Source organism: Roseibium sp., assembly GCF_965233565.1.
In the GTDB taxonomy this organism is placed as follows: domain Bacteria; phylum Pseudomonadota; class Alphaproteobacteria; order Rhizobiales; family Stappiaceae; genus Roseibium.
This window is the reverse complement of the sequence record NZ_OZ247494.1, coordinates 3,331,699-3,356,786: the sequence shown is the minus strand read 5'-3', so window position 1 is coordinate 3,356,786 and position 25,088 is coordinate 3,331,699. Positions and strand designations below refer to the sequence as shown.

Annotated in this window: 26 protein-coding genes and 1 pseudogene; 12 read left to right on the top strand and 15 right to left on the bottom strand. The window is 59.7% G+C overall.

Annotated features, from left to right (window positions below; all coding sequences use genetic code 11):
• Nucleotides 1–94: 94 nt before the first annotated feature.
• Nucleotides 95–537, top strand: a pseudogene (locus ACO6TG_RS15560) (transposase); the annotation flags it as partial.
• Here ACO6TG_RS15560 and ACO6TG_RS15555 read toward each other — a convergent pair.
• Nucleotides 528–1,256, bottom strand: coding sequence for a hypothetical protein (locus ACO6TG_RS15555; RefSeq protein WP_422374032.1), 729 nt, complete (start codon nucleotides 1,254–1,256; stop codon nucleotides 528–530). The pseudogene ACO6TG_RS15560 and the gene ACO6TG_RS15555 sit on opposite strands and share 10 nt — an antisense overlap.
• Before the next feature lie 394 nt (nucleotides 1,257–1,650).
• Here ACO6TG_RS15555 and ACO6TG_RS15550 point away from each other — a divergent pair, with 394 nt between their 5' ends.
• Nucleotides 1,651–1,842, top strand: coding sequence for a hypothetical protein (locus ACO6TG_RS15550; RefSeq protein ID WP_422374031.1), 192 nt, complete (start codon nucleotides 1,651–1,653; stop codon nucleotides 1,840–1,842).
• A 147-nt stretch (nucleotides 1,843–1,989) separates the two neighbouring features.
• On the opposite strand, the gene ACO6TG_RS15545 is transcribed toward ACO6TG_RS15550, so the two are convergent.
• The 8 genes from ACO6TG_RS15545 to rph all read right to left on the bottom strand — a co-directional run bounded on the left by ACO6TG_RS15545 (nucleotide 1,990) and on the right by rph (nucleotide 9,297).
• Complete coding sequence (locus ACO6TG_RS15545; protein ID WP_422374030.1) at nucleotides 1,990–2,424, bottom strand: hypothetical protein; 435 nt, start codon at nucleotides 2,422–2,424, stop codon at nucleotides 1,990–1,992.
• 98 nt (nucleotides 2,425–2,522) lie between these two features.
• Nucleotides 2,523–3,260 carry a M48 family metallopeptidase gene (locus ACO6TG_RS15540; protein ID WP_422374029.1) on the bottom strand — a complete coding sequence of 246 codons (738 nt, stop codon included), beginning with the start codon at nucleotides 3,258–3,260 and terminating at the stop codon, nucleotides 2,523–2,525.
• 205 nt (nucleotides 3,261–3,465) lie between these two features.
• On the bottom strand, nucleotides 3,466–3,891 hold the full coding sequence (locus tag ACO6TG_RS15535) for a DUF2852 domain-containing protein (RefSeq protein ID WP_208988302.1): 426 nt from the start codon (nucleotides 3,889–3,891) through the stop codon (nucleotides 3,466–3,468).
• A 163-nt stretch (nucleotides 3,892–4,054) separates the two neighbouring features.
• Nucleotides 4,055–4,747 carry a glycosyltransferase gene (locus ACO6TG_RS15530; RefSeq protein ID WP_422374028.1) on the bottom strand — a complete coding sequence of 231 codons (693 nt, stop codon included), beginning with the start codon at nucleotides 4,745–4,747 and terminating at the stop codon, nucleotides 4,055–4,057.
• Nucleotides 4,748–4,909: 162 nt separating this feature from the next.
• Complete coding sequence (gene phaZ, locus ACO6TG_RS15525) at nucleotides 4,910–6,442, bottom strand: polyhydroxyalkanoate depolymerase (RefSeq protein WP_422378889.1); 1,533 nt, start codon at nucleotides 6,440–6,442, stop codon at nucleotides 4,910–4,912.
• Between the two features lie 322 nt (nucleotides 6,443–6,764).
• Nucleotides 6,765–7,928, bottom strand: a complete 1,164-nt coding sequence (gene hemW, locus ACO6TG_RS15520; protein WP_422374027.1) for a radical SAM family heme chaperone HemW — start codon at nucleotides 7,926–7,928, stop codon at nucleotides 6,765–6,767.
• 1 nt (nucleotide 7,929) lies between these two features.
• Nucleotides 7,930–8,571: an RdgB/HAM1 family non-canonical purine NTP pyrophosphatase gene (rdgB, locus tag ACO6TG_RS15515; protein WP_422374026.1), complete on the bottom strand. Its 642-nt coding sequence runs from the start codon at nucleotides 8,569–8,571 to the stop codon at nucleotides 7,930–7,932.
• A 12-nt stretch (nucleotides 8,572–8,583) separates the two neighbouring features.
• Nucleotides 8,584–9,297 carry a ribonuclease PH gene (rph, locus tag ACO6TG_RS15510; RefSeq protein WP_094073179.1) on the bottom strand — a complete coding sequence of 238 codons (714 nt, stop codon included), beginning with the start codon at nucleotides 9,295–9,297 and terminating at the stop codon, nucleotides 8,584–8,586.
• Between the two features lie 195 nt (nucleotides 9,298–9,492).
• Here rph and hrcA point away from each other — a divergent pair, with 195 nt between their 5' ends.
• From hrcA to gshB, 3 genes are all read left to right on the top strand, one after another.
• Nucleotides 9,493–10,542 (top strand): heat-inducible transcriptional repressor HrcA, encoded by a 1,050-nt coding sequence (gene hrcA, locus ACO6TG_RS15505; RefSeq protein ID WP_094073178.1) that lies wholly within the window; start codon nucleotides 9,493–9,495, stop codon nucleotides 10,540–10,542.
• Nucleotides 10,543–10,597: 55 nt separating this feature from the next.
• Nucleotides 10,598–11,401 carry a HesA/MoeB/ThiF family protein gene (locus ACO6TG_RS15500; RefSeq protein ID WP_422374025.1) on the top strand — a complete coding sequence of 268 codons (804 nt, stop codon included), beginning with the start codon at nucleotides 10,598–10,600 and terminating at the stop codon, nucleotides 11,399–11,401.
• A 327-nt stretch (nucleotides 11,402–11,728) separates the two neighbouring features.
• Complete coding sequence (gshB, locus tag ACO6TG_RS15495) at nucleotides 11,729–12,673, top strand: glutathione synthase (RefSeq protein WP_422374024.1); 945 nt, start codon at nucleotides 11,729–11,731, stop codon at nucleotides 12,671–12,673.
• Between the two features lie 570 nt (nucleotides 12,674–13,243).
• On the opposite strand, the gene hppD is transcribed toward gshB, so the two are convergent.
• Nucleotides 13,244–14,356, bottom strand: a complete 1,113-nt coding sequence (hppD, locus tag ACO6TG_RS15490) for a 4-hydroxyphenylpyruvate dioxygenase (protein WP_422374023.1) — start codon at nucleotides 14,354–14,356, stop codon at nucleotides 13,244–13,246.
• 127 nt (nucleotides 14,357–14,483) lie between these two features.
• Between hppD and ACO6TG_RS15485 the strand changes: the two genes are divergently transcribed.
• On the top strand, nucleotides 14,484–14,951 hold the full coding sequence (locus ACO6TG_RS15485) for an Lrp/AsnC family transcriptional regulator (RefSeq protein ID WP_422374022.1): 468 nt from the start codon (nucleotides 14,484–14,486) through the stop codon (nucleotides 14,949–14,951).
• A gap of 47 nt (nucleotides 14,952–14,998) precedes the next feature.
• On the opposite strand, the gene ACO6TG_RS15480 is transcribed toward ACO6TG_RS15485, so the two are convergent.
• Nucleotides 14,999–15,553: a hypothetical protein gene (locus tag ACO6TG_RS15480; protein ID WP_422374021.1), complete on the bottom strand. Its 555-nt coding sequence runs from the start codon at nucleotides 15,551–15,553 to the stop codon at nucleotides 14,999–15,001.
• A gap of 142 nt (nucleotides 15,554–15,695) precedes the next feature.
• On the opposite strand from ACO6TG_RS15480, the gene ACO6TG_RS15475 reads away from it, so the two are divergent.
• Nucleotides 15,696–16,445, top strand: a complete 750-nt coding sequence (locus ACO6TG_RS15475; RefSeq protein ID WP_422374020.1) for a tellurite resistance TerB family protein — start codon at nucleotides 15,696–15,698, stop codon at nucleotides 16,443–16,445.
• Between the two features lie 180 nt (nucleotides 16,446–16,625).
• On the opposite strand, the gene ACO6TG_RS15470 is transcribed toward ACO6TG_RS15475, so the two are convergent.
• The gene (locus ACO6TG_RS15470) at nucleotides 16,626–17,735 is read right to left on the bottom strand and encodes a citrate synthase/methylcitrate synthase (RefSeq protein WP_422374019.1); all 1,110 of its coding nucleotides are present in this window, start codon (nucleotides 17,733–17,735) and stop codon (nucleotides 16,626–16,628) included.
• Nucleotides 17,736–17,785: 50 nt separating this feature from the next.
• Here ACO6TG_RS15470 and ACO6TG_RS15465 point away from each other — a divergent pair, with 50 nt between their 5' ends.
• From ACO6TG_RS15465 to ACO6TG_RS15455, 3 genes are all read left to right on the top strand, one after another.
• The gene (locus ACO6TG_RS15465) at nucleotides 17,786–18,985 is read left to right on the top strand and encodes a citrate/2-methylcitrate synthase (RefSeq protein WP_422374018.1); all 1,200 of its coding nucleotides are present in this window, start codon (nucleotides 17,786–17,788) and stop codon (nucleotides 18,983–18,985) included.
• Between the two features lie 185 nt (nucleotides 18,986–19,170).
• Nucleotides 19,171–20,265 carry a ribosome small subunit-dependent GTPase A gene (gene rsgA / locus ACO6TG_RS15460; protein WP_422374017.1) on the top strand — a complete coding sequence of 365 codons (1,095 nt, stop codon included), beginning with the start codon at nucleotides 19,171–19,173 and terminating at the stop codon, nucleotides 20,263–20,265.
• 143 nt (nucleotides 20,266–20,408) lie between these two features.
• Nucleotides 20,409–21,302: an AEC family transporter gene (locus tag ACO6TG_RS15455; protein ID WP_422374016.1), complete on the top strand. Its 894-nt coding sequence runs from the start codon at nucleotides 20,409–20,411 to the stop codon at nucleotides 21,300–21,302.
• Nucleotides 21,303–21,306: 4 nt separating this feature from the next.
• Here the strand turns inward: ACO6TG_RS15455 and ACO6TG_RS15450 are convergent, their stop codons facing one another.
• Nucleotides 21,307–22,152 (bottom strand): isocitrate lyase/PEP mutase family protein, encoded by an 846-nt coding sequence (locus tag ACO6TG_RS15450; RefSeq protein WP_422374015.1) that lies wholly within the window; start codon nucleotides 22,150–22,152, stop codon nucleotides 21,307–21,309.
• Between the two features lie 247 nt (nucleotides 22,153–22,399).
• Between ACO6TG_RS15450 and ACO6TG_RS15445 the strand changes: the two genes are divergently transcribed.
• Entirely contained in the window at nucleotides 22,400–23,047 is a 648-nt protein-coding gene (locus tag ACO6TG_RS15445; protein ID WP_422374014.1) for an MSMEG_1061 family FMN-dependent PPOX-type flavoprotein, read from the top strand.
• 109 nt (nucleotides 23,048–23,156) lie between these two features.
• Here the strand turns inward: ACO6TG_RS15445 and ACO6TG_RS15440 are convergent, their stop codons facing one another.
• Both ACO6TG_RS15440 and ACO6TG_RS15435 read right to left on the bottom strand, forming a co-directional pair.
• A complete protein-coding gene (locus ACO6TG_RS15440) occupies nucleotides 23,157–23,624 on the bottom strand; it encodes a DUF1203 domain-containing protein (protein WP_422374013.1) in 468 nt (155 codons plus the stop codon).
• An 81-nt stretch (nucleotides 23,625–23,705) separates the two neighbouring features.
• Nucleotides 23,706–24,119: a GNAT family N-acetyltransferase gene (locus ACO6TG_RS15435; RefSeq protein WP_422374012.1), complete on the bottom strand. Its 414-nt coding sequence runs from the start codon at nucleotides 24,117–24,119 to the stop codon at nucleotides 23,706–23,708.
• A 172-nt stretch (nucleotides 24,120–24,291) separates the two neighbouring features.
• On the opposite strand from ACO6TG_RS15435, the gene modA reads away from it, so the two are divergent.
• Nucleotides 24,292–25,050 (top strand): molybdate ABC transporter substrate-binding protein, encoded by a 759-nt coding sequence (gene modA / locus ACO6TG_RS15430; RefSeq protein ID WP_422374011.1) that lies wholly within the window; start codon nucleotides 24,292–24,294, stop codon nucleotides 25,048–25,050.
• The last annotated feature ends 38 nt before the right edge of the window (nucleotides 25,051–25,088 follow it).

Genomic DNA, 25,088 nt, shown 5'->3' with positions numbered 1-25,088 from the left:
AAGAGCCCCGGTATCGTGGAGTAAAACCACCAAATACTTGTCGGTTACGTGTAGCCGACAAACGAGGTCAAGGGCCGTCAACCAATCGGACTAGCGTCAAGTCGTAGTTGCTATGCACCCACGTGATGGCCGCACCCTTACGTATGTGACTGGCTCGGAAGCCGAAGTCGTCAAGCTTGTTGCTGCCAAGGTCAAACACGGTTCCACCGTCCATGCTGACGAAGCATCCCATTGGGACAAGTTCGCTGCCTACTTCCCGATAAAGCGTATCAACCACAAGGAAGCTTACTCCAAGGACGGCGCCTGCACCAATCAGGCTGAGAGCTTCTTTCCCGCCTCCGCCGCGCTGAAATCGGCATTCATCACAAGATTGCCGGTCGTTACCTCGACCCATACGCCGTTGAAATGGCTTGACGCGAGGATTGCCGCCGTGAATCAAACGGCACCCAGTACACGATGGTAATGGGTGCCGTGTCGATTGCTCCGAAGTCCGACTGCTCGTGCGGCTATTGGCAGCGTAGAGGCAATCAGTGCTGAGTTTTCTCAGGCAACATCGACTTGATTTGTTGCAGCCGAGTAATCAACTGCTCCAAATCTTGCTGGTTGTCGATAATAGTGTTGATACTGACTGTCTCGAAATCGAATAGCGGTTTCGTAACATTCATTTGGTTCAAATCTTTATCTGGAGGCAATTTTGACGTAGCGCCCTTTTCGCCAACGGCTTTCTGTCGTTCTGGCATGGCAGTGCCTCCCTCCTCGTCATTGTCACTCGGGTCTGCCGAATCATACGAATCACCGAGATCCGATACAAGGTCATAGGTTTCGTAAAATGCGCGAGCTACGTTTTCCACAGAGTTCAAATTGAACCCTTTTTTGACAAGGTAAGCTTTTAAGCTCTCTAGCGACGGTCGATTCTCCCATCGATCAAAAAATTCATTGAAAAGGGACGGCTCACGAGCGGCATCAAACAAAGCTTTGTGCTTTGCATCCGGATGATCTGGATCAGGGAATAAAATTGCAATTGCTCGTGGGCTTACTCGAAGTCCGCTCTCGCTTGCTTTGTCCAAAAAACCATATTTAATCAATGCGCTTAGTGCTTTTAGCGCTCGACCATTTTCACTTGTGTACCCCATATGCCGGATTACCACGCTACGGGGTTCCGGTGTTGTCTGCTGTAGCTCGTAGACCTTGCGCACCATCTCAACAGCATCAGGCAGGCTGAGGGCTGGATAAGCAGGACTTCTTACACGGGCCATAGTAGCGCTCCTTGGTGGGTACGCGACTTATAGCCCGCCACTGGATAAAAGTCAATTTTAGCCAAAACGACTTGCGAATGAGCTATAGATATGCATGATGCGATTCACCGAGGGTAGCAGCCCTCGGTGTCGCAACATTCGGAGAATGAAGAAATGGAGCCCATATAGTTTCCGCTTCCTGGTCTAACGAGGTCTAGCACACCTGGTTAGGTCAGCAGTCGCCGAATGGGCGGCAGGGGTCGGGGCTCTGCCCCGGCTCCACACTGGTTAGGAAATAGTTCCGGACCAGAACAACAGACCGGGAAACCAGCCTATCACAAGCCAACTGACTATGATTCATATGGGAATCTGCGTCAACCGGTTTCTCGGTCTTATCATGCGAAAGGTTAAAAGCATGCAAGACCGTAAACTCACACCGGACATGGTGCCGGTGATCAAACTGGCCCGGAGCCTGAAATACAACTACGCTCGGATCGCAGCGTATTTTCAGATCAATCAGGGTCGCATCGCAGACGTTATGAAGGGACGCAGGTTCCCCGAAATTCCGGCTGCGAAACAGCTTCCGGCGGATTTCCCGACCGCGTAAGCAGACTGGGGGGCGGCTTCACAGGTCGCCCCCTTTTGGTTTCCACAGCTTGTACGGCCATTCTCGTCGTGATCTTTGGTCAAGCCACATTCCTCGACAAGCCCCTGATTTACGCAGCTCTTTATCCAAGCGCCGATACGAAAACCCTCAACACTGGTGACTGTAGGTGAAGACCAGCGTATCCGTCGTGAACCGGCCTGTCGGGCGGCAGCGGTTGTAGACCTCGCGGGTGCCCGTAACGGTCACCTGCAGCTGGTCGCCGCGCACCGGCCCTTCGACATAATATTCCAGCGGCGACCCAGGGCAGTATTTGGAGAAGACCCGCGCCGTGCCGGAATACCAGTTGCCGTTCTTCACACCATTGAACAGCAGCGTTCCGGAACGCACGCCGGCATTGCGCAGAACGCTGCGCGGCCGCTCGTAGGAAAGCCAGCGCTGATTGCCCTGGGCCTGAAGGCGCATCAGCGACCCATTGTGGTTCCAGCAACTGTCGGCCATCGCTGTGCTGGCCGGCAGCACACTCAGACCGGCGCAAAATGCAAGGCCTGCGGCGGCCGCCGATAGTCTTTTCAATAAATTCATGAATGCCCTCCCAACTCACGTTGGGAAAGCCAATCACATTTCCAGATTTATGCAATTGCAAATTCGGACAGGATCAGACGGCGAACGCAGCACAAGCCTTAACCAAAGCCGTGCAGACGCTGGCCATTTTTCTTCAGCCAGATCCGTGCACGCGGCGTTTGCGGTGCCAGGTCTTCGCACAGGCGCCAGAACCTTGCGGAGTGATTCATTTCCCGAAGATGGGCGACTTCGTGGGCCGCGACATAATCAAGAATGTCCGGCGGGGCCAGGATCAGGCGCCAGGAAAAGGACAATCGGCCATTCGAGGCGCAGGAGCCCCAGCGGCTTCTCGTGTCGCGGATGCTGATCGCCGCGATCTTCTTGCCAATGGTCTGGGCGTGCAGCGTGGCCTGCCGGGTAATGTCTGAGCGCGCCTCTTCCTTCAGCCAGGCCGTCACTTTGCGCGGTATGTGATCGTCCGCACCGGGAACCTGCAAGGCCGGAAACCCGTCTTCGGTTGCGCCGACAGTGACGAGACCGCGCAGTTTGCCGGTCGGCACGATGACATGGTCCTCGCCGCGGAGCGGCACGATATCGCCGGGAGAAAAGGCAACATGGTCGGGCCGGTCCTGAAGCCGTTCCAACAGCCAGTCGATGTGCTGACGGGCAAAATGCTCTGCGCGTGCCAGGTTGCCGCCCTTGGGGACCGTCAGCACGGGGCCGGAACTGTCCGCGGGCAGACGCAGCAGGTACCGCTGTGCACGCGGATTGGCCTTGAGGCGGATACGCACGGCGCCGTCGCCGGCATCAATCTCGATGTGGTCCGGTAGGGAGGATCTGCGGGCGCGCGAAAACATCAAATGGTGTGTTCCAGGGGAATCTGTCCAAGCGAATCAGTTGACCCAGTTTACTGACTTTGCCGGACGGGAGCGCGGCCAAATTTCAGGCTGAGGTCCGGTGGAAAACGACCGCGGCACGATCGTCAATTCAAAATGACGAAAGCGGCGCTTTTCAGGGCGCCGCTCTCGGTCTGGCCGTCCAGGGACGGGTCTGGGAGGAGATTTACAGCGGAGCAGGGTCGCTGCTGCTGCTCCGGCCCCGGTTGGCCATGAAGCGGTCGAACTCTTCCTGGTCGCGTGCACGGCGCAGCTCCCGCAGGAAGTCGTCGAAATCGGCACGCATGGTGTCGAGCTTGGCGCGCTCTTCTTCCAGGCGCTTCAGTTCACGCTCACGATAATCGTCGAAAGCGACATTGCCCGTACGCGCATAACCGGTCGTATTTGACATCTGATCGAATGCTCCCTTCAGCGGGCTGCCCCGCCATTGATCACGCGCATCGCGCGCCATGCTTTCAAAGCGGTCGCCCCACAAAATATAGGCAAGCATGGCGAGGCCCAGCGGCCAGAAGGCCACGAAACCCAGCACCATCAGGCCGATAGTGACAGGCGTCCAGGCAGGTTTAATCATGCAACTTTTGGTCGTCGTCATCGTCCTATCCATTTAAGACATCCACGTTTTCCAAGTGGGGATTGGCGGGCCTGCCTTCAAGGATTCGTGATGGAGATCACAGTGAAACGGATGCAAAAAACCCGGCGACACTGGTAGTTCGCCGGGTCTATTCCATTGTTTTCTATGACAAATGAAGCTTCGTTCAGTCGAACGGCCCATCAATCACATGTTGTGCGGAATAATTGGCCAGGAGCTTTTCCCGATGCCATTCAGCGGCCATTGGGGCGTTGGCATATTCATGAAAGCAGGGCGTGCCGAGCGTGAAATGCAACAGCTTGGCATCCGGGTTCGGACCGAGTTCGTCCGGCAGCCAGTTCCATTCGATCGGCAATTCGCCGATCAGCTCGTCTTCCAGCCAGGTGAAACGATGCAGCTGCGCCCCGGTGCCGTTCATGACGAAATCGGGCGTGACCACCTTGTTGGCGGGATGGGCGCAGTTCCACAGAACTACACTCGACCAGTTCTTGCGCGGATAGTTCTCGTTCTTGGAACCGAGATACTTGGTGGTCTGCCGGGTCTTGTAGTCGTGGTGAACGCACATGACCGCCTTGCTTTCGTCGCGGAGCGCAAACAGCTTGGCAATATCGTCCCGAACGATCATGTCGCCGTCCATGAACAGCGCCCAACCGTTGTAATTCATCAGGTGCGGGATCAGAAACCGGGTGTAGATGAAGTGGTTGGACCCGTCTGTATGGGTCTCGTTATAGGTTTTCAGATTGTGCAGCGACAGTGGCGTGATCGCCAGAACGTCGCTCGACTGCCGTGTCAGGCTGTTGGCGCAGACGTGATAGGCGACCGCTTCGCGCGGATCGAAACCGATGAAAATATTGAGCACTACAGAAACCTCCGGCGTCTCTTACTGACCGGACCTTGTATTGCTCCAAATGCGGCAGATCAATAGCGGTGGCCGGGAGGTTCGTAAAAAACCGGACTATTTGAGGCAAGTTATGGGTGCTTCAAACGAAGCACCCATGAACCTTGTGTGCAAGCCAGTCGTTCAGCTGACCGTTTCGGACAGTTCGCGAGCCTGCTTGATCCAGTTGTCGCGCGCAATCCGGCCGCGGAAATCGAGCTTGCCATCAAGGGCCTCGATCTGTTCTGCGGTCAGGCCGGCGATCTGCCAGTAGTGGAAAATCCCCGCCTCGTTGAGCGCGGATTCAAGCTTCGGCCCGACACCGCTGATGGCCTTCAGATCGTCCGCCGCACCATCCGGTTTTGCCAGAAGGATGCTCTCGAGCGGACTGCTTGCCTTTGCCGCGGGCTTTTTCGATTTCACCTCTGGAGCCGCCGGAGCCGTTTTCCTGGCTTGTGGCTTGGAAACAGGCTTGTTTTTCTGCAGATCCGGGCGGTTCGAGCGAATGAAATCCATCACGCGCGGCGCGATCTCGGACCGCCAGCGCGAGCCGTTGAACACGCCGTAGTGGCCGACATTCGGCTGCTCGTAATGCGCCTTCATGTCGTCCGGCAGGTTGACGCACAGATCATGCGCTGCCCGGGTCTGGCCACGGCCGGTAATGTCGTCCTTCTCACCTTCCACGGTCAGCAGAGCGGTGCGGGTGATCTTGCTGCAGTCGACCAGCCGGCCGTTATGCATCATGGTGCCGTTGGGCAACGCATGGTCGATGAACACCGTTTCGACGGTCTGCAGATAAAATTCCGCGGTCAGGTCCATGACGGCAAGATATTCGTCATAGAACTCGCGATGTTTCTCCGCGCTGTCGCCGTCCCCTTCCACCAGATGCTGGAAGAACTCCCGGTGTGCCGTCACGTGCCGGTCGAGGTTCATGCTCATGAAACCCGACAGCTGCAGGAAGCCTGGATAAACGTCGCGCATGAAACCGGCATGCGGGAACGGCACCTTCATGATGACATTCTTGCGGAACCAGTCGATGCCCTTCGAAACGGCAAGATCGTTCACGGCAGTCGGTGCGACCCGCGTGTCGATCGGGCCACCCATCAGCGTCATGCTGGCCGGAATGTAGGGATCATCGCGATCTTCCATGACGGCAACTGCTGCCAGAACCGGAACGGACGGCTGGCAGACGCCGAGCACATGGGTGTCCGGCCCCAGGAAATGCAGGATCGAGATAATATAATCGATGTAATCGTCGAGATCGAACTTGCCGTCCTGGATCGGCACCATGCGCGCATCGATCCAGTCGGTGATGTAAACATCCGCGTTCGGCATCAGCGCTTCAACGGTGCCGCGCAGCAAGGTCGCATAGTGACCGGACATCGGCGAAACGATCAGGATTTTCGGGTCGTTGCGGTGCGAAGTGACGCCGCGCTCAAACCGGATCAGGTCGCAGAACGGCCGGTTCCAGACACAGGTTTCGCGCACCGGCACCCGAACGCCGCTGACGGTGGTTTCCTTCAGGCCGAATTCCGGTTTGCCATATCTGCGTGTGGTCCGTTCCAGAACCTCACAGCTTGCGGCGATGGAACGGCCATAGCTGGTATGAGTCAACGGGTTGAGCGGATTCTGGAAGTAAAGCCGGGTCATGTCTGCCATCGCCCGGAACGGCGCCATGGCAGCGTGATTGAGCTCATAAAGGTGATAGAACGGCAAAGGCGCATCTCCTTTGTTGAACAAGCTGCTGCCAGCCCCCTCGGCAAATTTTGTGAACATTTTTTTGCAGCTCGTTTGTTATTGCACCATCTATTGCATCGCAGCAGGATAGCTAGGCCTGTTGCAGGCCGCAATACTGCTATTTGTTATGTGAAACAGTGGCAAACCATTCGAAAACACACAGAAAGACAGTTTGACAGCAAATCACTGTGCGCCGCACAAGTGCAGATAAGACATTTAAATCAATTTGGTAGCTTTATTTATTGCAGCAAAAGGTGCTGCATCAGGCAGCCAGATCCGCCACGACTGCGTCGAGCACAAAAAAACCGTCACGCGTCGCCCGAACCCGATTTTCCCCGATCTTTTCCACCATGCCATGCTCCAGAAGCGCTGCCAGGCGGCGTGGATCGATGGACCGGTGGGAAAATCGTTCGTACCGTTTCAGGTCGATGCCCTCGGTGAGCCGCAGGCCCATGAGCAGAAACTCGTCGCCTTGCTCCTCCTCGGTCAGGCCGGCATTCTCGATCATGGCGTGCCCATGGCTTTCAACGTTTTCCAGCCAGGTTTCCGGGTGCCGCTCCGTTGCGGTGGCGAGGCGGTTGACGCCGACCGTCAGCCGTCCATGGGCACCGGGGCCAACGCCGACATAATCGCCATAGCGCCAATAGACCAGATTGTGGCGGCACTCCGCGCCCGGCCGGGCATGGTTGGACACCTCATAGGCCGGCAGGCCCGCGTCGGCCGTGACCTCCTGGGTGAGCTCGTAGAAAGCAGCGCCAAGCTCCTGGTCCGGCATTTTCAGCTTGCCGGCATGATAGAGTGTATAGAACGGCGTGCCTTCCTCGATGGTCAGCTGATAAAGCGACAGGTGATCGGCCGCGAGCGCGATGGCTTCGTTCAATTCGTCGGCCCATCCTGCAGGCGTCTGGCCTGGACGGGCGTAGATCAGGTCGAACGAAAGACGCGGGAAGGTCGCCCGCGCGGTTTCGATCGCCTTTCGCGCCGTCTGGGCGTCATGAAGACGTCCGAGGAGCTTCAGATCGGTGTCGATCAGGGACTGAACGCCAAGCGACACCCGGTTGACGCCGGCCGCCCGGTAACCGCGGAACCGTTCCGCCTCGACCGAGGACGGATTGGCTTCCATGGAGATCTCGACATCGGCATCCATCGCCCAGTGGCCGGAGATCGCGTCAAGAATACGTTCGACGGTCGCCGGCTCCATGAGCGACGGCGTGCCGCCGCCCAGAAACACCGACTGAACGGTCTTGCCTTTGGTCAGATCCGCAAAATGGGCGAGTTCCCGCTCGAAGGCCGCAGCGAACCGGGCCTGGTCAACCGGCTGGTGACGAACATGGGAATTGAAGTCGCAATAAGGGCATTTGGCCGCACAGAACGGCCAGTGCACATAAATGCCGAATCCGCCTTCGTTTGCCCCTTGCGTCGTCAAATCACTTCCCTTCCAGACAGCCGGCCTTGAACAGCTCAAACGCCCGGGCACGGTGAGACAACGCGGGCAAACCCGGGCTGCCGCCGTGTTTTTCCTCCGAGGTCATTTCAGCGAAGGTGCGGTCATGGCCATCGGGCTGAAATATCGGATCGTAGCCGAAGCCCTGCGTTCCGCGCGGGGGCCAGACAACCTGCCCCTCAACCTCGCCCCGGAAATATTCTTCATGCCCGTCCGGCCAGGCGAGGCACAGAACCGCCACGAAGGAGCCGCGGCGCATGTCGTCCGCGGTGGCGCCGGCCGATTGCAGCTTTTCCTCAATGGTGCGCATGGCCATGGCAAAGTCCTTGTCAGGACCGGCCCAGCGCGCCGAATAAATGCCGGGATCGCCACCCAGCGCCGCAACACAGAAGCCGCTGTCATCGGCAAGAGACGGGAAGCCGGACGCCCGGGCCGCCGCCTGCGCCTTCAGCGAGGCATTGGCCTCGAAGGTCAGGCCGGTTTCTTCCGGCTCCGGCAGATCGAGATCGCCAGCGGACACCACGTCGAAGCCGTAAGGCTGCAACAACTCGTTGATCTCGCGGAGCTTGCCCTTGTTGTGGCTGGCCACGACAAGTTTTCCCGGCTCCAGCTGGCGAAGGCTCATGGGTCGTCTCCGTTAGAGAATGGCCATTTTCTGCAAGTCGACCAGACGGCCGATCCCGGCCTTGGCAAGACCAAGAAGCTGACCGAATTCGTCTTCGGAGAAGGGGGCGCCTTCTGCCGTGCCCTGGATCTCGACAATGCCACCGGAACCGGTCATGACGAAGTTGGCATCGGTTTCCGCGGTGCTGTCTTCGGCATAGTCCAGATCGAGTACCGGATTGCCTTCATAGATGCCGCAGGAAATCGCCGCGATATGGTCTTTCAGCACCTCGCCGCTGACCATGTCCCTAGCCTTCATCCATTCAATGCAATCGCGCAGCGCCACCCAGGCACCGGTGATGGCCGCTGTGCGTGTGCCGCCATCGGCCTGGATGACGTCGCAGTCGATGGAGATCTGGGCTTCGCCAAGGGCTTCCAGATTGACAACAGCACGCAGGGAGCGGCCGATCAGGCGCTGGATTTCCTGGGTTCGACCGGATTGCTTGCCGGCGCTGGCCTCGCGGCGCATACGGTCGCCCGTCGCGCGCGGCAACATGCCGTATTCGGCGGTGACCCAGCCCCGGTTCTGGCCCCGCAGCCACGGCGGAACACGCTCTTCCAGGCTCGCGGTACACAGAACATGCGTGTCGCCGAACTTGACCAGGCAGGAGCCCTCGGCATGTTTGGAAACACCTCGTTCCAGGGTGACGGCACGCAGTTCGTCGGCGGCGCGTTTGGACGGACGCATTGATATCCCTTTCGAGCTTTGCGGTTTCGGGAAATCACTGGTTCCCCGACGTATTCGTTGAGGCCTTGTAGACCTCAAGATCCGTCTGCGTAAAGAGCTGGCAACGGGATACTTCACGTCAGCCCCAATTTGCGCCTATATCTTGAGGGAAACACACGTTGATGACCGAGTTGGTCCGTCCCTGGAGAACATGCCTTGAGCCTGAGCGACCTCGACAAGAGATCTAGAGAAATCTTCCGCTCGATCGTCGAAACTTACCTGGAGACCGGCGAGCCGGTCGGGTCCCGCAATGTTTCGCGCAATCTCAGCGTTTCGCTGTCGCCCGCGTCCGTGCGCAATGTCATGTCGGACCTGGAGCATATGGGCCTCCTGCATGCCCCGCATACCAGTGCCGGCCGGCTGCCGACCGAAATCGGCCTGAGGTTCTTCGTCGACGCGCTTCTGGAAGTGGGCGATCTGACCCAGGAAGAGCGGCAGCAGATCGATGTACAGGTGAAGGCCTCGCAACGGGCCAATTCCGCTGAACAGGTTCTCACCGAAGCCAGCCAGATGCTGTCAGGCCTTTCCATGGGGGCCGGGGTGGTGCTGACCCACAAGACCGACATGCGGCTCAAACATATCGAATTCGTGCGGATCGAACCGCAAAAGGCGCTGGTGGTGCTGGTCAGCGACGATGGTTCGGTGGAAAATCGGGTGGTCAACCTGCCGCCAAATCTGCCGGCGTCCGCGCTTGTTGAAGCCACCAATTATCTCAATGCCCAGATCCAGGGCAAAACTCTTGCCGAGATCCGCACCGACCTGGAAAAGGTGCGCGATGCGGATCAGGCAGAGCTCGACTTGCTCAGCCAGAAGGTGATCGACGCCGGTCTGGCGCTTTGGGGCGGTGAGGGGGCCAACGATCCCGGTACGCTGATCGTGCGCGGCCGTTCCAACCTTTTGACCGACCTAGAAGCTGCCGAAGATCTGGAGCGCATCCGTCTTCTCTTCGACGACCTGGAAAACAAGAAGGACCTGATCCAGCTGCTCGGCCTTGCGGAAAAGGGAGACGGCGTCAGGATCTTCATTGGATCGGAAAACAATCTCTTTTCACTGTCCGGTTCGTCGCTGGTGGTGTCCCCCTACCGGGACAGCAACCAGCGCATTGTCGGCGTTCTCGGCGTGATCGGCCCGACACGGCTCAACTATGCAAGGGTGATTCCGATGGTGGACTACACGGCTCGTCTCGTCAGCCGGGTGCTGGGCTGAGCCAGACAACCATCCTTTCCAAACAAGAAGCGAACACAGGCAAACAGGATCTCGAATGCTCTCCCCAGCCGAACTGGAACGTTACGCCCGCCACATCGTCATGCAGGAAATTGGTGGTGCCGGACAGCAGAAGCTGAAGAACGCCCGGGTTCTGGTAATTGGCGCCGGCGGTCTCGGCGCACCGGTGCTGCAGTATCTGGCCGCGGCCGGTGTCGGCACGCTTGGAGTTGTCGACGATGACACCGTGTCGCTTTCCAACCTGCAGCGCCAGGTGATCCACGACACCGATCAGCTCGGTGAACCGAAAGTCGCCAGTGCGGCCGAAGCTATCGCCCGGCTCAATCCGAATGTCACCGTCGAACCGCATCCGACCCGGATCGCCGGTCACAACGCGATGGCGCTGATCTCGGACTATGATCTGGTGGTTGATGGGTCTGACAATTTCGACACGCGCTACCTCGTTTCCGATGCCTGTTTCTTTGCAAAAAAACCATTGGTGACGGCGGCTGTCGGCCAGTTCGACGGCTCGATCACCACGCTGAAACCCTTTGAGGCCGATGCCGACGGCGCCAAGAACCCGACCTATCGCTGTCTGTTCCCGCAAAAACCGCGGGACGGCCTGTTGCCGACCTGCGAGCAGGCTGGTGTGCTTGGCGCGCTCACCGGGATTATCGGCGCCATGCAGGCAATGGAAGTGATCAAGGAATTCACCGGGACCGGCGAGACCCTGGTCGGCCGCATGATCCTGTTTGATGCCCGCACCTTCCGGATGGAAACCATCCGCTACAAGCGCTCGCCCAAAAATCCGCTGAACGGCGACGCGCCGATGAGCTGGGCGGAGCTTCTGGAAGCGGAGTAGGGGATCGCAAGTCACATCCGGGACGTCCGGGAAGGCTTCCGTTTTGTCATCCCGGACGCAGCGCAGCGAAGATCCGGGACCAAGTACCCCCTATCGCCTGTATCGAAAACAAGACAATCACCGTGGCGTACTGGATCCCGGTCTTGCCACGTTGTGGCAAACCGGGATGACAAAGGAGGTGTTGAGGGCTCTGTAGAGTCAGATACAGACGGCGTTTGAAAACCCCTGTCTCCCCCTCTGGACATTCGCCGACCCGCACCGCATATCTGGACCAATCGTTCCAATCCCAATGGCACATGACACGTGCCGCCCGCCGGGAGCTGCCTCATGGCTTTGAAAGTTGCGGTCCAGATGGACCATATCTCGACCATCAACATTGCCGGCGACAGCGCCTTTGCGATGATGCTGGAGGCGCAGGCGCGCGGCCATCAGCTCTATCACTATACGCCTGACCGTCTGGCCCTGCGCGGCGACGATGTTTTCTGCTGGCTGGAACCGGTTGAAGTCCGCGACGAAAAAGGCAATCATTTCACACTAGGCGAGCGCCAGCGCGTCAACATGCGCGAGATGGACGTCGTGCTGATGCGCCAGGACCCGCCGTTCGATCTGTCCTATATTGCCGCAACACATATCCTGGAAAAAATCCATCCGGACACGCTGGTGGTGAACGATCCGGCCGAGGTGCGCAACGCGCCTGAAAAACTGTTTGTCACGGAATTCCCCGACCTGATGCCGGCGACCCTGATCACCAAGGACCGGGCGGAGATCGACCTGTTCCGGGAGGAATATGGCGACATCGTCATGAAGCCGCTGTTCGGCCATGGCGGCGCGGCCGTTTTCCGGATTACCCAGGACGATCTCAACTACGGCTCGCTCTATGATTTCTTCGCCGCCACCTTCCGCGAGCCCTGGGTGATCCAGCAGTTCCTGCCGAATGTGAAACACGGCGACAAGCGCATTCTGCTGGTCGATGGTGAATTCGCCGGCGCGGTCAACCGGGTGCCGGCGGCCGGAGATCTCCGCTCCAACATGGTGCGCGGCGGCGCCCCGACCGACAGCGACCTGACAGAACGCGAACGCGAGATCTGTGCCCGTCTCGGTCCTTCGCTGAAGGAAAAAGGCCTCATTCTGGTCGGCATCGATGTCATTGACGGCCTGCTGACGGAAATCAACGTCACCGCCCCGACCGGCATCCGCGCCATCCGCAATCTCGGCGGTCCGGATGTGGCAAAAATGGTCTGGGACGTGCTGGAAGCCAAGAGGAACGGCTGAGCTGACAAACGGCCAAAAAAAACCTCCGCATGGGGGTGCGGAGGTGTAAGAAGTTTGTGCTTAGACAATGCAACAGAGGGCCTCTCGGCAGCCTCTGTCAGTAAAACCCTTGCCCCACAAACTTCTTCCTTAACGGGATGAAAATAAGTTCGAAGAATCTTACCCAACGTATTGTCGGACTGGAAAAGCGAAGACAATTCAATCCGTTACTGAAGCGAGAAAACGTAATCTTTTTTACGGATTGTCGCGAAAAGGCTGGCTGAAAAGGCTGTTTTACCGTGCGTTTCAGCCGGATGGACACGGCATCGCAGCCAACTCGGGCTCAAGCTGCCCTTAAGCCGGGTCACGCGCCGCGCCGCTTGCGCAAACCCTGGAATGAATGCCTCGCGAGCTTCGGCGTCAAGATTTCTGCTCTGCAAACGGGTGGGTCCCAGGTGGCGCTGCGCTTGCCTTTGATGACAGCTGAATAAGGCGGAGGCGCCCCGTTTCCGGCAATCCAGTACCCCAAAAAGGATCAAGGCCGCTCCTCCTTTTGGAAAAGCGGCCTTCCAAAGCAACCGGCAAGTGGGATTACTCGGCGGCTTCAGTCTTGAGCACCCCGCGTCGGATCTGATCTTCCTCGATCGATTCAAACAGGGCGCGGAAATTGCCTTCCCCAAAGCCTTCATCGCCCTTGCGCTGAATGAATTCGAAGAAGATCGGACCGATCACGGTCTTGGAGAAAATCTGCAGCAGGATCTTGGTCATGCCGCCATCAATGACGCCTTCGCCATCGATCAGGATGCCGTGACGCTTCATGCGCTCGATCGGCTCGCTGTGGCCGTTGACCCGCTTGTGGGAGCGTTCGTAATAGGTGTCCGGCGGGCCGGGCATGAATTTCAGCTCGTTCTCGGCCAGCCTGTCAGTGCTGGCATAGATATCGTCCGTGCCAACGGCGATGTGCTGGATGCCTTCGCCATTGTATTTCTTCAGATATTCCTCGATCTGGCTGGTGTCGTCCTTGGACTCGTTCAGCGGAATGCGGATCTTGCCGCAGGGGCTGGTGATTGCCCGGCTGACCAGGCCCGTGATGCGGCCGTCAATGTCGAAGAAGTGGATCTGCTTGAAGTTGAAGAGGTCCCGGTAGAAATCCCACCACTTGTCCATGTTGCCGCGATAGACGTTGTGGGTCAGGTGGTCGAGATAATAGAAACCGACGCCTTCCGGCTTCGGATCGAATTCCCGCAGCCAGTTGAAATCTTTCGAATAGGCCGATCCCTTTTCGCCGTAGGTGTCGACAAAATAGAGCAGTGAACCGCCGATGCCGACAATGGCCGGGACATCCATGGATTTGTCGTCGCCTTCATACGGCGTCGCGCCTTTGGCAACCGCATGGTCAAACGCTTTTTGCGCATCCACCACGCGCCAGGCCATGGAGGGCGCGCAAGGTCCGTGCGTGTCAACGAACTTCATGCCGTGGCTGCCGGGTTCGGCATTCAGCACATAGGTGACGTCGCCCTGGCGGTAGAGCGTGATGTTCTTGGTCTTGTGTTTGGCAACCGGCACGTAGCCCATCTTGCGAAAGAGCACGTCCAGCTTCTCCGGCTCCGGATGGGCGAATTCGACAAATTCAAATCCGTCCGTACCGGCCGGGTTTTCCGGCGTGATTTCGGCAGGCGGTGCGTTATGGGGAAACGGTCCCATGGCTGGTTGTCCTCTCACAAATCCTCATTGCGAACAGGATGCCGGGTTCCGCGCGCAGCATGTGTGCAATTCACGTGTTTTCGCGTATGATGTTGCACGTTGTGTGCATTGAACAGCAGGAACACGCATGCCCATTGCTCTCGACGGTTTCGATGTCAAATTGCTGGCAGCCCTGCAGGACAATGCCGCCCTGACCAATGCCGAGCTTGGCGAGATCATCAGCCTGTCGGCCAGCCAGGTGTCGCGCCGGCGCACCAAGCTGGAAGAAGCCGGCATCATTCGCCGCTACAGGGCAGCCCTCGACCCGGAAGCCCTCGGCCTGACGGTGACCGCCTTTGTCGGCGTGACGCTCGGGGCGCATTCCAAGGAGAATGCGCGCAAGTTCCGCAACATGGTGAAGGCCATGCCGGAGGTACAGGAAGCCCACACGCTGACCGGCGATCTCGACTACATGCTGAAGATTGTCGTCGCCGACCTGAAGGCACTCAGCCGCATCATCAATGACGAATTACTGCCCCAGGAAGCGGTCAACAATGTGCGCTCCTCGATCGCGATGGAAACGCTGAAGGACGACAATCTGTTGCCATTGGACTAGAGCCCTGATCCAGCGTTTCTGTCTGACAACAAGACGAGTTGGCCCTTTCAAAGTCCAAGAAGCCTGATCAGATCCGTCCAGACGTCGTCCCGCAATCCGGGCAGTTCCGGTGCCGGGTTGCCGCTGACATCTACAAGGCAGATATCCGAATAGGCCTTTTTGGCGGAAAACAGGCAACCGCTCTCCGGTTGCCCGTCGGCATAATAGACCTTTGTCCCGGCCTCGGTTTTAAGAATCAGGTCGAGCGCGTCACCACCAGCTTGAGGCTTCAGGACGAAGGTTGGAAAGAGATCTCCCCTGGGCAGGCCACGATCCTGCACGATGTGAAGGAAGGCACCTTCAGCTTCGACGGTTAGACTGGTGCGCTTGCCATCAAACGCTTCACCGGGAACAGCCAGCTGATGAAAATTGCCCGTGGTACTCACATCGGCGGCGGCAAGGGTCGTCAGAAGAGCTTCCTTCAGCGCCGCGTCGTCGATCCTCGTATAACTGTCCGGCGCTTCGCGCACGGAAAATGAATGTGCCGGCGACGCCGATGAGAGAACGGCGAAAAAGACGACGACCAGTGCGCAGTTCAAGGTGCGGAGACGGGCTTTCGACATGCGAGCAATGTCTTTCAGACGTGCTAGGGGATCATAAAACTGTCTGCATCTGTATCACATGCTTGCGCCGGTACCAGAAAGTCCCATTTGATAGGCAAAGCGAATTCGGGCCCGGGCGGGCCACAAGTTTGAGGAGCCAAGAATGTTCGACGCAAAATCCCTGCTGGATCAGTTTCTGGGAGGCCAGGGCGGTGGTCAGTATAACCAGCGCGGCGGTGCGGCCGCACAGCGGGGCGGGTCGGGCGACCTTCTTTCCCAGGGCAAGGATTTTCTGTCGTCCCAGGGTGGCGGCCTGGCGCTTGGAGGCCTTGCCGGCCTGATGCTCGGCTCCAAGTCGGGCCGCAAGATCGGCAAAAAAGCCGTCACCTATGGCGGCCTCGCGCTGGTGGCCGGTCTCGCCTACAAGGCCTATCAGGGCCACAAGGCCAACCAGCAGAACGCGCCGCGTCCACACTATCCGCAGGACCAACCGATCCCGCTGGAAGCCCCACGCGGCACGGCCTTCGATCCGGCGCAGCAGCCGGGTGGCGAAAATCAGTTCGCCATCGCCCTGCTGACCTCCATGATCTCCGCCGCCAAGGCCGACGGTCATATCGACCGGGACGAACAGGATCGCATCTTTGAAAAGATCGACGAGGCCGGGCTCGACAGCGAGGCCAAGGCATTCCTGATGGACGAGCTGCGTGCACCGCTTGATATCGACAAGGTTGTCGCCTTCGCCAGCTGCGAGGAAACAGCAGCTGAACTTTATGCTGCTTCCCGCCTTGCCATCGATCCGGATCATCCGGCAGAAAAGGCCTATCTGCAGATGCTGGCCGCCCGCCTCGGCCTCGATCCGGGCCTTGTCGACGAGATCGAGTTTGCCGTCCGCGAAGCGGAAATGGCGGGTTAAGGAACCGGCCTCGCTGAAACCGTTTTTCCTGCAAGTTGCGCGGGCCGATCAGGCCCGCGGGACGGCAGTGGATGTCCCGTTTTCATCCCGGTTTGCCGCCAGGCGGTAAACCGGGACCCAGCAAACGCGGGCTTTCGCGTGCGAATCGAGTCTGCCTGGACTACTGGTTCAGAGTGGGCCTCAGACAGTCTCCGGTTCCGGTCCGACATAGTGTGACGAGGGCCGGATCAATTTGCCGGTCTGCTGCTGTTCCAGCACATGAGCGCACCAGCCCGAGGTCCGGCCAACTGCAAAGAGCGGTGTGAACAGCGTGCGGTCGATGCCGATCGCATCCAGCAGCACGGCTGTATAGAACTCCACATTGGTGTCCAGCGGCCTGTCGGGCTTGGCTTCCTTCAGGGCGGCCAGTGCGGCCAGTTCGATGTCTTCCGCCAGCCGGATCTTGGGATTTTCCTCGCCCAGGACCCGCAAACCGTCCTTCAGCACATCCGCGCGCGGATCACGGGTGCGATAGATCCGGTGGCCGAAGCCCATCAGCCGTTCCTTGCGCGCCAGCGCGCTTTCGATCCAGCCTGCGGCATTTTCCGGCGCGCCAATGGCATCGATCATGTCAAGAACGGGGCCCGGAGCGCCGCCATGCAGGGGACCGCTCAGGGCGCCCATTGCCCCCAGCACCGCCTGTTTCAGATCCGCCTGCGTCGAGCCGATCACCCGGGCGGTGAAGGTCGACGCATTGAGCCCATGATCCAGAATGGTCACCAGATAGCGATCCAGCGCGTCAGCGCTTTCCTGCGGCGGCACCGCTCCGGTCAGCATCTTCAGAATGTCGGCAGCCGTTCCCAGCGCGGCATCCGGCGCAATTGGCCGATGGCCCGAGGCGATGCGGTGGGACGCAGCCAGGAAAACTGGCAGCGCCCCGGCAATGGCGACAGGCGCCGGCAGCTCATCACCGAGAGGCAGGGCCGCCAGGCCGAGCTGCATGCGTTCGTAAACCGTTAGCGTGGCGTCGGCTCCCTCAAGCAGCGGCACCACCTTGAAAGCTTGCTGGCGCGCCCGGGCAAAATCCGGCTGAAGGGAAAAGGCCGCAGAGACCCCAAGGTCCTGCCACAGATGCTGCACGGCAGCCTCGAACGGCATCTTGCCCGCGAGGTCCTCGATCAGGCGGCCGCGCAGGATCAACACACCTTCCTCGCCGTCAACGTGGCTGAGACGGGTGTTGGCGGCAACAACCCCTTCCAGACCGGCAATCGGGTCCGGGGTCATCCGGGCGGGACTTGGCGCTTCTGTCATGGGTCTCTCCTTCTGTGTTGGTCCGCGCCAGATAGAAAGAACGAATTGCATTGATCAATGTTGATAAATACAATCAATCCATGAACAAGCCGATCTACCTGTCCGCCCGTGAAGCTGCCGCCGAACTCGGTGTTCAGCCGGCCACGCTCTATGCCTATGTCAGCCGGGGTCTGATTTCCTCCATTGCCGGCCCCGGCAAGAAGCGTCGTTACGATGCCGCCGACGTGCGCCGCCTCAAGGGCCGCAAGGCAGCTGAAGACCACACCGGGTCGAGGCCCCTGACCGGCGATCCGGTTCTGGAAACCGAGCTGACGCTGATTTCCGAGGACGGGCCGATCTATCGAGGCCGCAGGGCGGTAAAGCTTGCTGAAACATCGACGCTGGAATCGGTCGCGACGCTTTTGTGGGCCTCCGAACAGGACCCGTTTGCGGAAGCCGCGCCGCTGCCACCACCGGATCTACCGGCCGATCTCGGGCCGCTCGACCGGCTGATGATGGCACTTGCCGCCTGGCCGCTCCAGGACCGGGCCGCCTACACCCAGGCCCCGAAACTGTTGCAGACAAAGGGGGCGGCGCTTCTGCGCTATTCGGTTGCCGCACTGCTCAATGCCGACCCCGTGGATGTGCCCGTGCATACCCAGATCGCCAAGGCATTCGGCGCATCTTCCCCGGCCAAGAACGTGATCCGGGCCGCCCTTGTGCTCTGCGCCGATCACGAACTCAATACCAGCGCCTTCGCCACCCGGTGCGCCGCTTCCACACGCGCGCCGCTTCATGCCGCGCTGATTTCCGGCCTCGGTGCCTTTGCCGGCCCGCGCCATGGCGCGGCGTCCGACCGAGCGACGGCCTGGCTGTCTGAAATCTCGCCGGAAACGGATATCGAAACCGTATTGTCGGACCGCCTCAGCCGCGGCGAGCCGCTGCCCGGTTTCGGCCATTCGATCTATGGCGAGCGGGATCCAAGGGCGGAGTGCCTTTTGGACGTGCTGTGCCGGAGCGAACCTGAGCACGCCTTCGTCAAGCGTCTGCCCGGCCTGATCGGCGTTGCGCGCGATCTCTTCGGCGTCGCGCCGAATGTCGATCTGGCGCTCGCCGCCATCCAGAAGACCTACGGACTGCCGAAGGATGCCGGCAAGATCATCTTCTGTGCGGGCCGGATGACCGGCTGGATTGCCCATGCGCTCGAGCAATACGCGACGCCCGAGCAGATCCGGCCGCGGGCGGCCTATGTCGGTGAGCGGCCGCAATAGGGCCCTGCCCTTGCAAAACAGCATCGCAACGGCTACCTGAAAAGGGCGCCACATTCGGTGCCCAATGGAGATTTGATGTCAGAGATTGCGTGATCCGGCTCTTTTTGACCGGAGAGCCTTAAACCCCATGAACCAGGTGCCCTTCCAGGCGCCCGATGACGTGTGTTTAAGTCACGAGACATCCAATGCCACGAAACTATTCGGAATTTTTCCCTTCGGCCAAAACACCGAAGGCACAGGACCGAGCGCCCTCGATCCTTGAAACACTCGGCTGGCAGGCCTTTTTCGCCCAGCAGCTCAGTTCGGAAGAGCTTGCCGGTACACCCCCGGTGCGGGTCGTTGAAGTTCACCGCAACGCGCTGCACGTGATCGGCGACGACATCGACGACACCATTCCTCCACGCCTGGAGGCGACGGTCGGCGACTGGCTTCTCCTGAACCGCGAACAACCCTGGGCCAGCCGTGTGCTGGAGCGCAAGAGCCTTTTGAAACGGCGCGCACCGGGCACCGACCGGCAGGTCCAGCTGATTGCCGCCAATATCGAGACGGCCTTTCTGGTTTCCTCCTGTAACCAGGATTTCAACATCGCCCGGCTGGAGCGGTATGTCGCGCTGTGTCTTGAAGCAGAGATCGCGCCTGTGATCCTGCTCACCAAATCCGACCTCTCCAACGATCCGCAAGACTTTGCCCAGCAGGCGCGGTCGATCTCGGCCGGACTACCGGTTGTCACGCTGGATGCCCGCGGGCAGGAGCCCAGGGACAAGCTGGCGGACTGGTGCCGGCCCGGCCAGACCGTTGCCTTTCTCGGGTCTTCCGGGGTGGGCAAATCGACGCTCACCAACGCGCTTGCCGGAACCGAGGCGATCGCTACACAGGCGATCCGCGAAGATGACGCCAAGGGCCGTCACACGACCACGCGCCGGCAGCTTCACCAGGTGCCGGGCGGATGTCTCGTGCTCGACACGCCGGGCATGCGCGAACTGCAGCTCACCGATGCGGCTGCCGGGATCGAGGACCTGTTCTCGGATCTGACGGAGCTGGCAGCCAACTGCCGCTTCAAGGATTGCCGGCACGAAACGGAGCCGGGCTGCGCGGTTCGAAAGGCCATTGAATCCGGTCAGCTGGAGGAAACCAGGCTCAACCGGTGGCGGAAACTGAAAGCGGAAGAAGCCTTCAACTCCGCCAGCCTTGCCGAGCGCAGGTCCAAGGACAAGGCTTTCGGCAAGATGGTCCGCGGCATCATGAAGGACAAGAAACAGGAGAAATGGGGCCGGGACTGAACCAGCGTCCGGAAAGTGCCCACCCCGGATGTCAGCCGCCCCGCGACCTTGCCTGTCGCGGGGTGGTTGCGCTTTAGTTGTCTTCCAACCGCAGCGATCCGATTGACCGGTTCAGCTGCCGGCCCCCAAGGAGGGCATATCGCATGACTGAAATCTTCGGACATGTCGTCAATGTCATGCTGCCGGTGTTCCTGTGTGTCCTGCTCGGTTACGGCCTTGCCATGGCAAAGGCGCCTTTCGACCGGAAGCTTCTCGGCTCGCTGGTGTCGAATGTGGGTTACCCGGCCCTGATCCTGTCACATCTTGCCAAGGAACACGTCCAGCTGGACACGTTCCTGACTGTGCTTGCGGCCGCCTGTGCCATGATTGCAGTCTTTGCCGTTCTCGGCTTTGGTGTCCTGAAGCTGCTGCGCCTGCCGATCAAGGCCTATCTGTCACCGATGATGCTGGCCAATGTGGGCAATATCGGTCTGCCGGTTTCAACACTCGCCTTCGGCGCGGAAGGGGCTGCGGTTGCCATCGGCTTTATCGTCGTGGTGCTGGTGGCGATCTTCACCATCGGTCTGGCTCTGCCGATGGGGGAACCCAATTTTGCGGCCCTGGCGCGCCAGCCGGTCATTTATGCCGTGGCCCTCGCGCTGGTGCTGATGGGCACGGGTTTGAAACTGCCCGAGCCGGTCGATCAAAGCCTCGGCATTCTGGCAGGACTTGCCATCCCGATCATGCTCCTGACACTCGGCCACAGCCTCGCCACGTTGAAGTTGGGCGGCATCGGCACCGCCGCCATCCTGTCCGTGGCTCATATCGCGATTTCCTGTGTCGCTGCCTTTGCGCTCTCCCGGCTGCTGACGCTCGATCCGAAGATCGAGAGTGTCATTATCCTGCTCTGCTTCATGCCGCCCTCGGTGGCGACCTATCTCGCCGTGTCGCAGCATCGGCCGGATGAAGCCCCCGGTGTCGCGGGCTTCATCTTCGTTTCTACGGTTTTGACGCTTGTCACGCTGCCGGTCGTACTGACCTACTGGGCAACAGGCTAGGGCCCTAGAGCCTTGCCTTCAGGAAGGACTGAAAGTCGGTCGTCCCTTCAGGCATGGTTTCTGCACGGTCGAAACAGCCGAACGCGCCACCTAGTCTCATGTCTTCGGCCGCTGCGATGAAGGCGTCGAAGGCAATCTTGGCAAGACCCGCGCCGATCGAGACACGGGCGACACCCATGTCGCCCAGCTCCTTGCGCGTGAGGTGGAAATTCTTGCGGCCTGCGAGGATGTTCATCGGCGCTTCCACAGCCTCCAGCACCTTTGCAATCTGCTCCCGGTTCTTCAGCTGCGGTGCATAAACACAATCGGCGCCAGCCGCTGCAAAGGCGTTGAGCCGCTTGATCGTCTCGTCAAGTTCATACTCGGAATGTACCGGCCCCTCGCTGCGCGCAGTCAGCACAAAGTCAGCCGCCAGAGCATTCTTGGCATCAACGGCGGCCTTGATCCGTTCCACGGCAAGATCGAGATCATAATAGGGATGCTTGGGATCCTGGCTGTAATCCTCGATGGAGCAGCCCGCCAGGCCCACCTCGATGGCACCCTTTACCGTCGCCACTACGTCGTCCGGGCTGTCGCCAAAGCCGTTTTCCAGATCCCCGTTTACCGGCAGACTGGTGGCGCTGATGATTTCGGCGGCATGGGCCAGGGCATCGTCCCGGCCGATCAGTCCCTCGGCATCCCGGACACCCCGGGTCCAGGCATACCCGGCGCTGGAGGTTGCCAGGGCATCGAAACGCAGTCCGTCGAGAATACGCGCCGTCCCGATGTCGAACGGATTGGGCATCAGAAAGGCACGTCCCTTCTGGTGAAGCGCCTTGAATGCGGCACGGCGGTCGGCAGCAGTTGACATGGTCAGATCTCCCTATAGTAGCAACAGAATAACGCATCGCCCTTAAGTTTAAAGGTCGAAGTCGCTGTGATAATGAGCATTGTTCTGACACGCGGTAAGAACCAGTTTAGCCGGAAATCAGGCACCGATTGCAAATAGCCTCGACCGGTGGGAGCTTCGCCCGCTTGCCAGCACGATCTTGAAACGCGACAGTCGGATCACGAGATCCGGATATTGAACCGCGTCAGGCAAACACCCCGAGGACAGGATGCAAGAGAACAGTTCACCCTTCTCCGAATTCACTGACACGATCGAAACGGTGGCGGAGTTGGAAGCTCATGCGGGCACCGCCCCGGAAAAAGTGCTGGTCAAGGAAATCAGCGCCCTGGATGACCTTTGCCGGTCCTTTATCGCCCGCGCGCCGTTCATGATGATTGCCACCGCCAATCCGGACAGTGTGATCGACGTCAGTCCCAAGGGCGACCCGGCGGGCTTCGTGAGGGTCCTCAGCGACACATTGCTGGCCATTCCCGACCGGCCGGGAAACCGCCGCCTGGACAGCTACCACAATCTGCTGAAAGACCCGCGGATCGGCCTGATTTTCCTGATCCCGGGAAAGGGCGAAACCTTGCGCATCTCCGGAGAAGCAAGGATCGTCAAGGATCCGAAGCTGATGGAAACGATGCCGGTCGATGGCAAACTGCCCGCCATGGCGCTCGTCGTGCACGTCACACGCGCCTTCATGCATTGTCCCAAGGCAATGATCCGGTCGAAGATCTGGCAGCCCGAAAGCTGGCAGAACGCTGACGATCTCGGTGACATTGGCGATGCCATGATCAAACACGGCCAGCTGACACAAAGTCCGGAGGCGCTTCTGGAAGAAGCGACCTCCGAAGGATTGCTCAAGCTTTATTGAACCCACGTACCGTGACGCTCGAGAGCCGGCTGGGCTAATACCGGCAGTCTTCCGGCTTGGTGGTGAGCGCTCGTTTCGGCACGAATTGTTTCACGCATTTCGAAAAGCGTCAGCTCCACGCCGTTCGTGTCACCTTGGCCGCAAAACAGCCACGACGCGCAAAGTGCAGGTGGATGTAGTCGACCTGCGGGTTTTCAAAAAACGTCCTGATCTGATTGTCCACCTCGCGGCCCTCGATCACCTCCGCATCGACAATTTCGTGCGCCCGGTTGAAGGCCCGGACCGACAGCAGACGGCAGGCAATGACCTCCGGCACCGTATCTGCCTCCGGATGGCGCTCCTCGGCGCCATCGGCAACGAAGATCGCGTGGCGTGAGCGGTAGGGCGATTCGCCCGACTGATGTTCGAAGTTCATCAGAAAGACGCGCGTGCCTTCGGCAACGTCTTCAAGCGACACCCGGCACGGGAAACCGCCATCGGAATAATGCACCTGGATGTTTTTGGCGGCGAGTTCGGCATCGCTCAGTCCGTAAAGATGCGAAAACTCGGAAGCGGGCAGGGGTTGGATCTGGAACATGTCTGGTCTCCTCAATCTGTCTGAGGAGACCATAGGCAGCAGCACGGGCCGTCACGACCCGATTTGCGAGCCGATGACGGTTTATTTCAGGTTGGCCCGCCGGGACATGCCGACCGAACGTGGTGCGGTCTCCTTGAAGCCGAATTGCTCATAGAGCCGGTTTGCCGGCACGTCGGCGATGAGACTAACATAGGCACTTTGAGGCAGTTCCGTTTCGATGAACTGCGTCAGGGCTGCCATGATCCGCTTTCCGAGCCCCCGCCCCTGATAGTCCGGCAGGACGGCAATGTCCGTTACCTGCAGAAAGAGGCCGCCATCTCCGATCAGCCGGCCCATGCCGATCGGCTTGTCTCCGTCAAACAGCATGACGGCGTGGACACTGTTCTTCAGACCTTTTTCCGCCGCATCCCGCTCGTAACCGCCGAGCCCGGCGCCGCTGCGCAGGGCCAGATACGTGTCTGGGTCCGGGGTTTGCTCTTTCAATTCAATCATCATCGTTGTCTCGGCTCGCTCGGAAGAAAGGAGGGTTCATGACACAGGCGGTTGCGCAATGAAAAGGTCAATGACCACCCGAGCCGTCCGGAAGCGAGCGAAACCACGGCCAGAGCTATTGAAGCCGCGACGGGAAGGGCTTAGGTAAAATTTCCGTGTCAAGAAACATGTCCCCATGCTCAGAACTCTCGCTCTTGCTTTCCTCCTTGTCCTGTCGAGCCTGACACCAACCCGGGCCGATCAGCCGCTCACCGTGTTTGCCGCTGCAAGCATGCGCGAAGCGATGGAAGCCATCGGGGACGCCTACGGTGAAAAAACCGGCACCGCGCCGATCTTCTCCTTTGCCGGAACCGGGACTCTTGCGCGGCAAATCGAGGCGGGCGCGCCGGCAGACGTGTTCGTTTCGGCCGACGCGGACTGGATGGATTACGTTGTTGACGCCGGCGCGGTCAGCAAGGACACGGTTCGCGACATTGCCTCGAATGCCCTTGTTCTGGTCGGCCAGCAAAAAGCCGGTCCGCTGACTGCTACTCCGGAAGGCCTTGCGACCTTTCTCGGCGGTCATCGCCTGGCCATGGCCGACCCGGAGACGGTCCCGGCCGGCCGCTATGGCAGGGAGGCCCTGACCGGCCTGGGTCTCTGGCCGGCAGTTGCGGGATCGCTTGCGCCAATGGAAAATGTGCGCGTTGCACTGGCCTCCGTTGCCCGCGGAGACACGCCGCTCGGCCTTGTCTACGTGACAGATGCCCGGATCGAACCGGGTGTTGCCGTCCTGTTCCGCTTGCCGCCGGACAGCCATCCTCCGATCCGGTACCTGGCCGGCCTGACAACCGGCCACGCCAATCCATCGGCCTCCGCCTTCACGGCCTTTCTGAAAGGCCCGGAGGCAAAGCAGATCTTGCGCTCTTTCGGCTTTGTGGTCGATAACGACTGACAGGCAAGTCAACATCTGCCTGCGACCGGAACCGACAG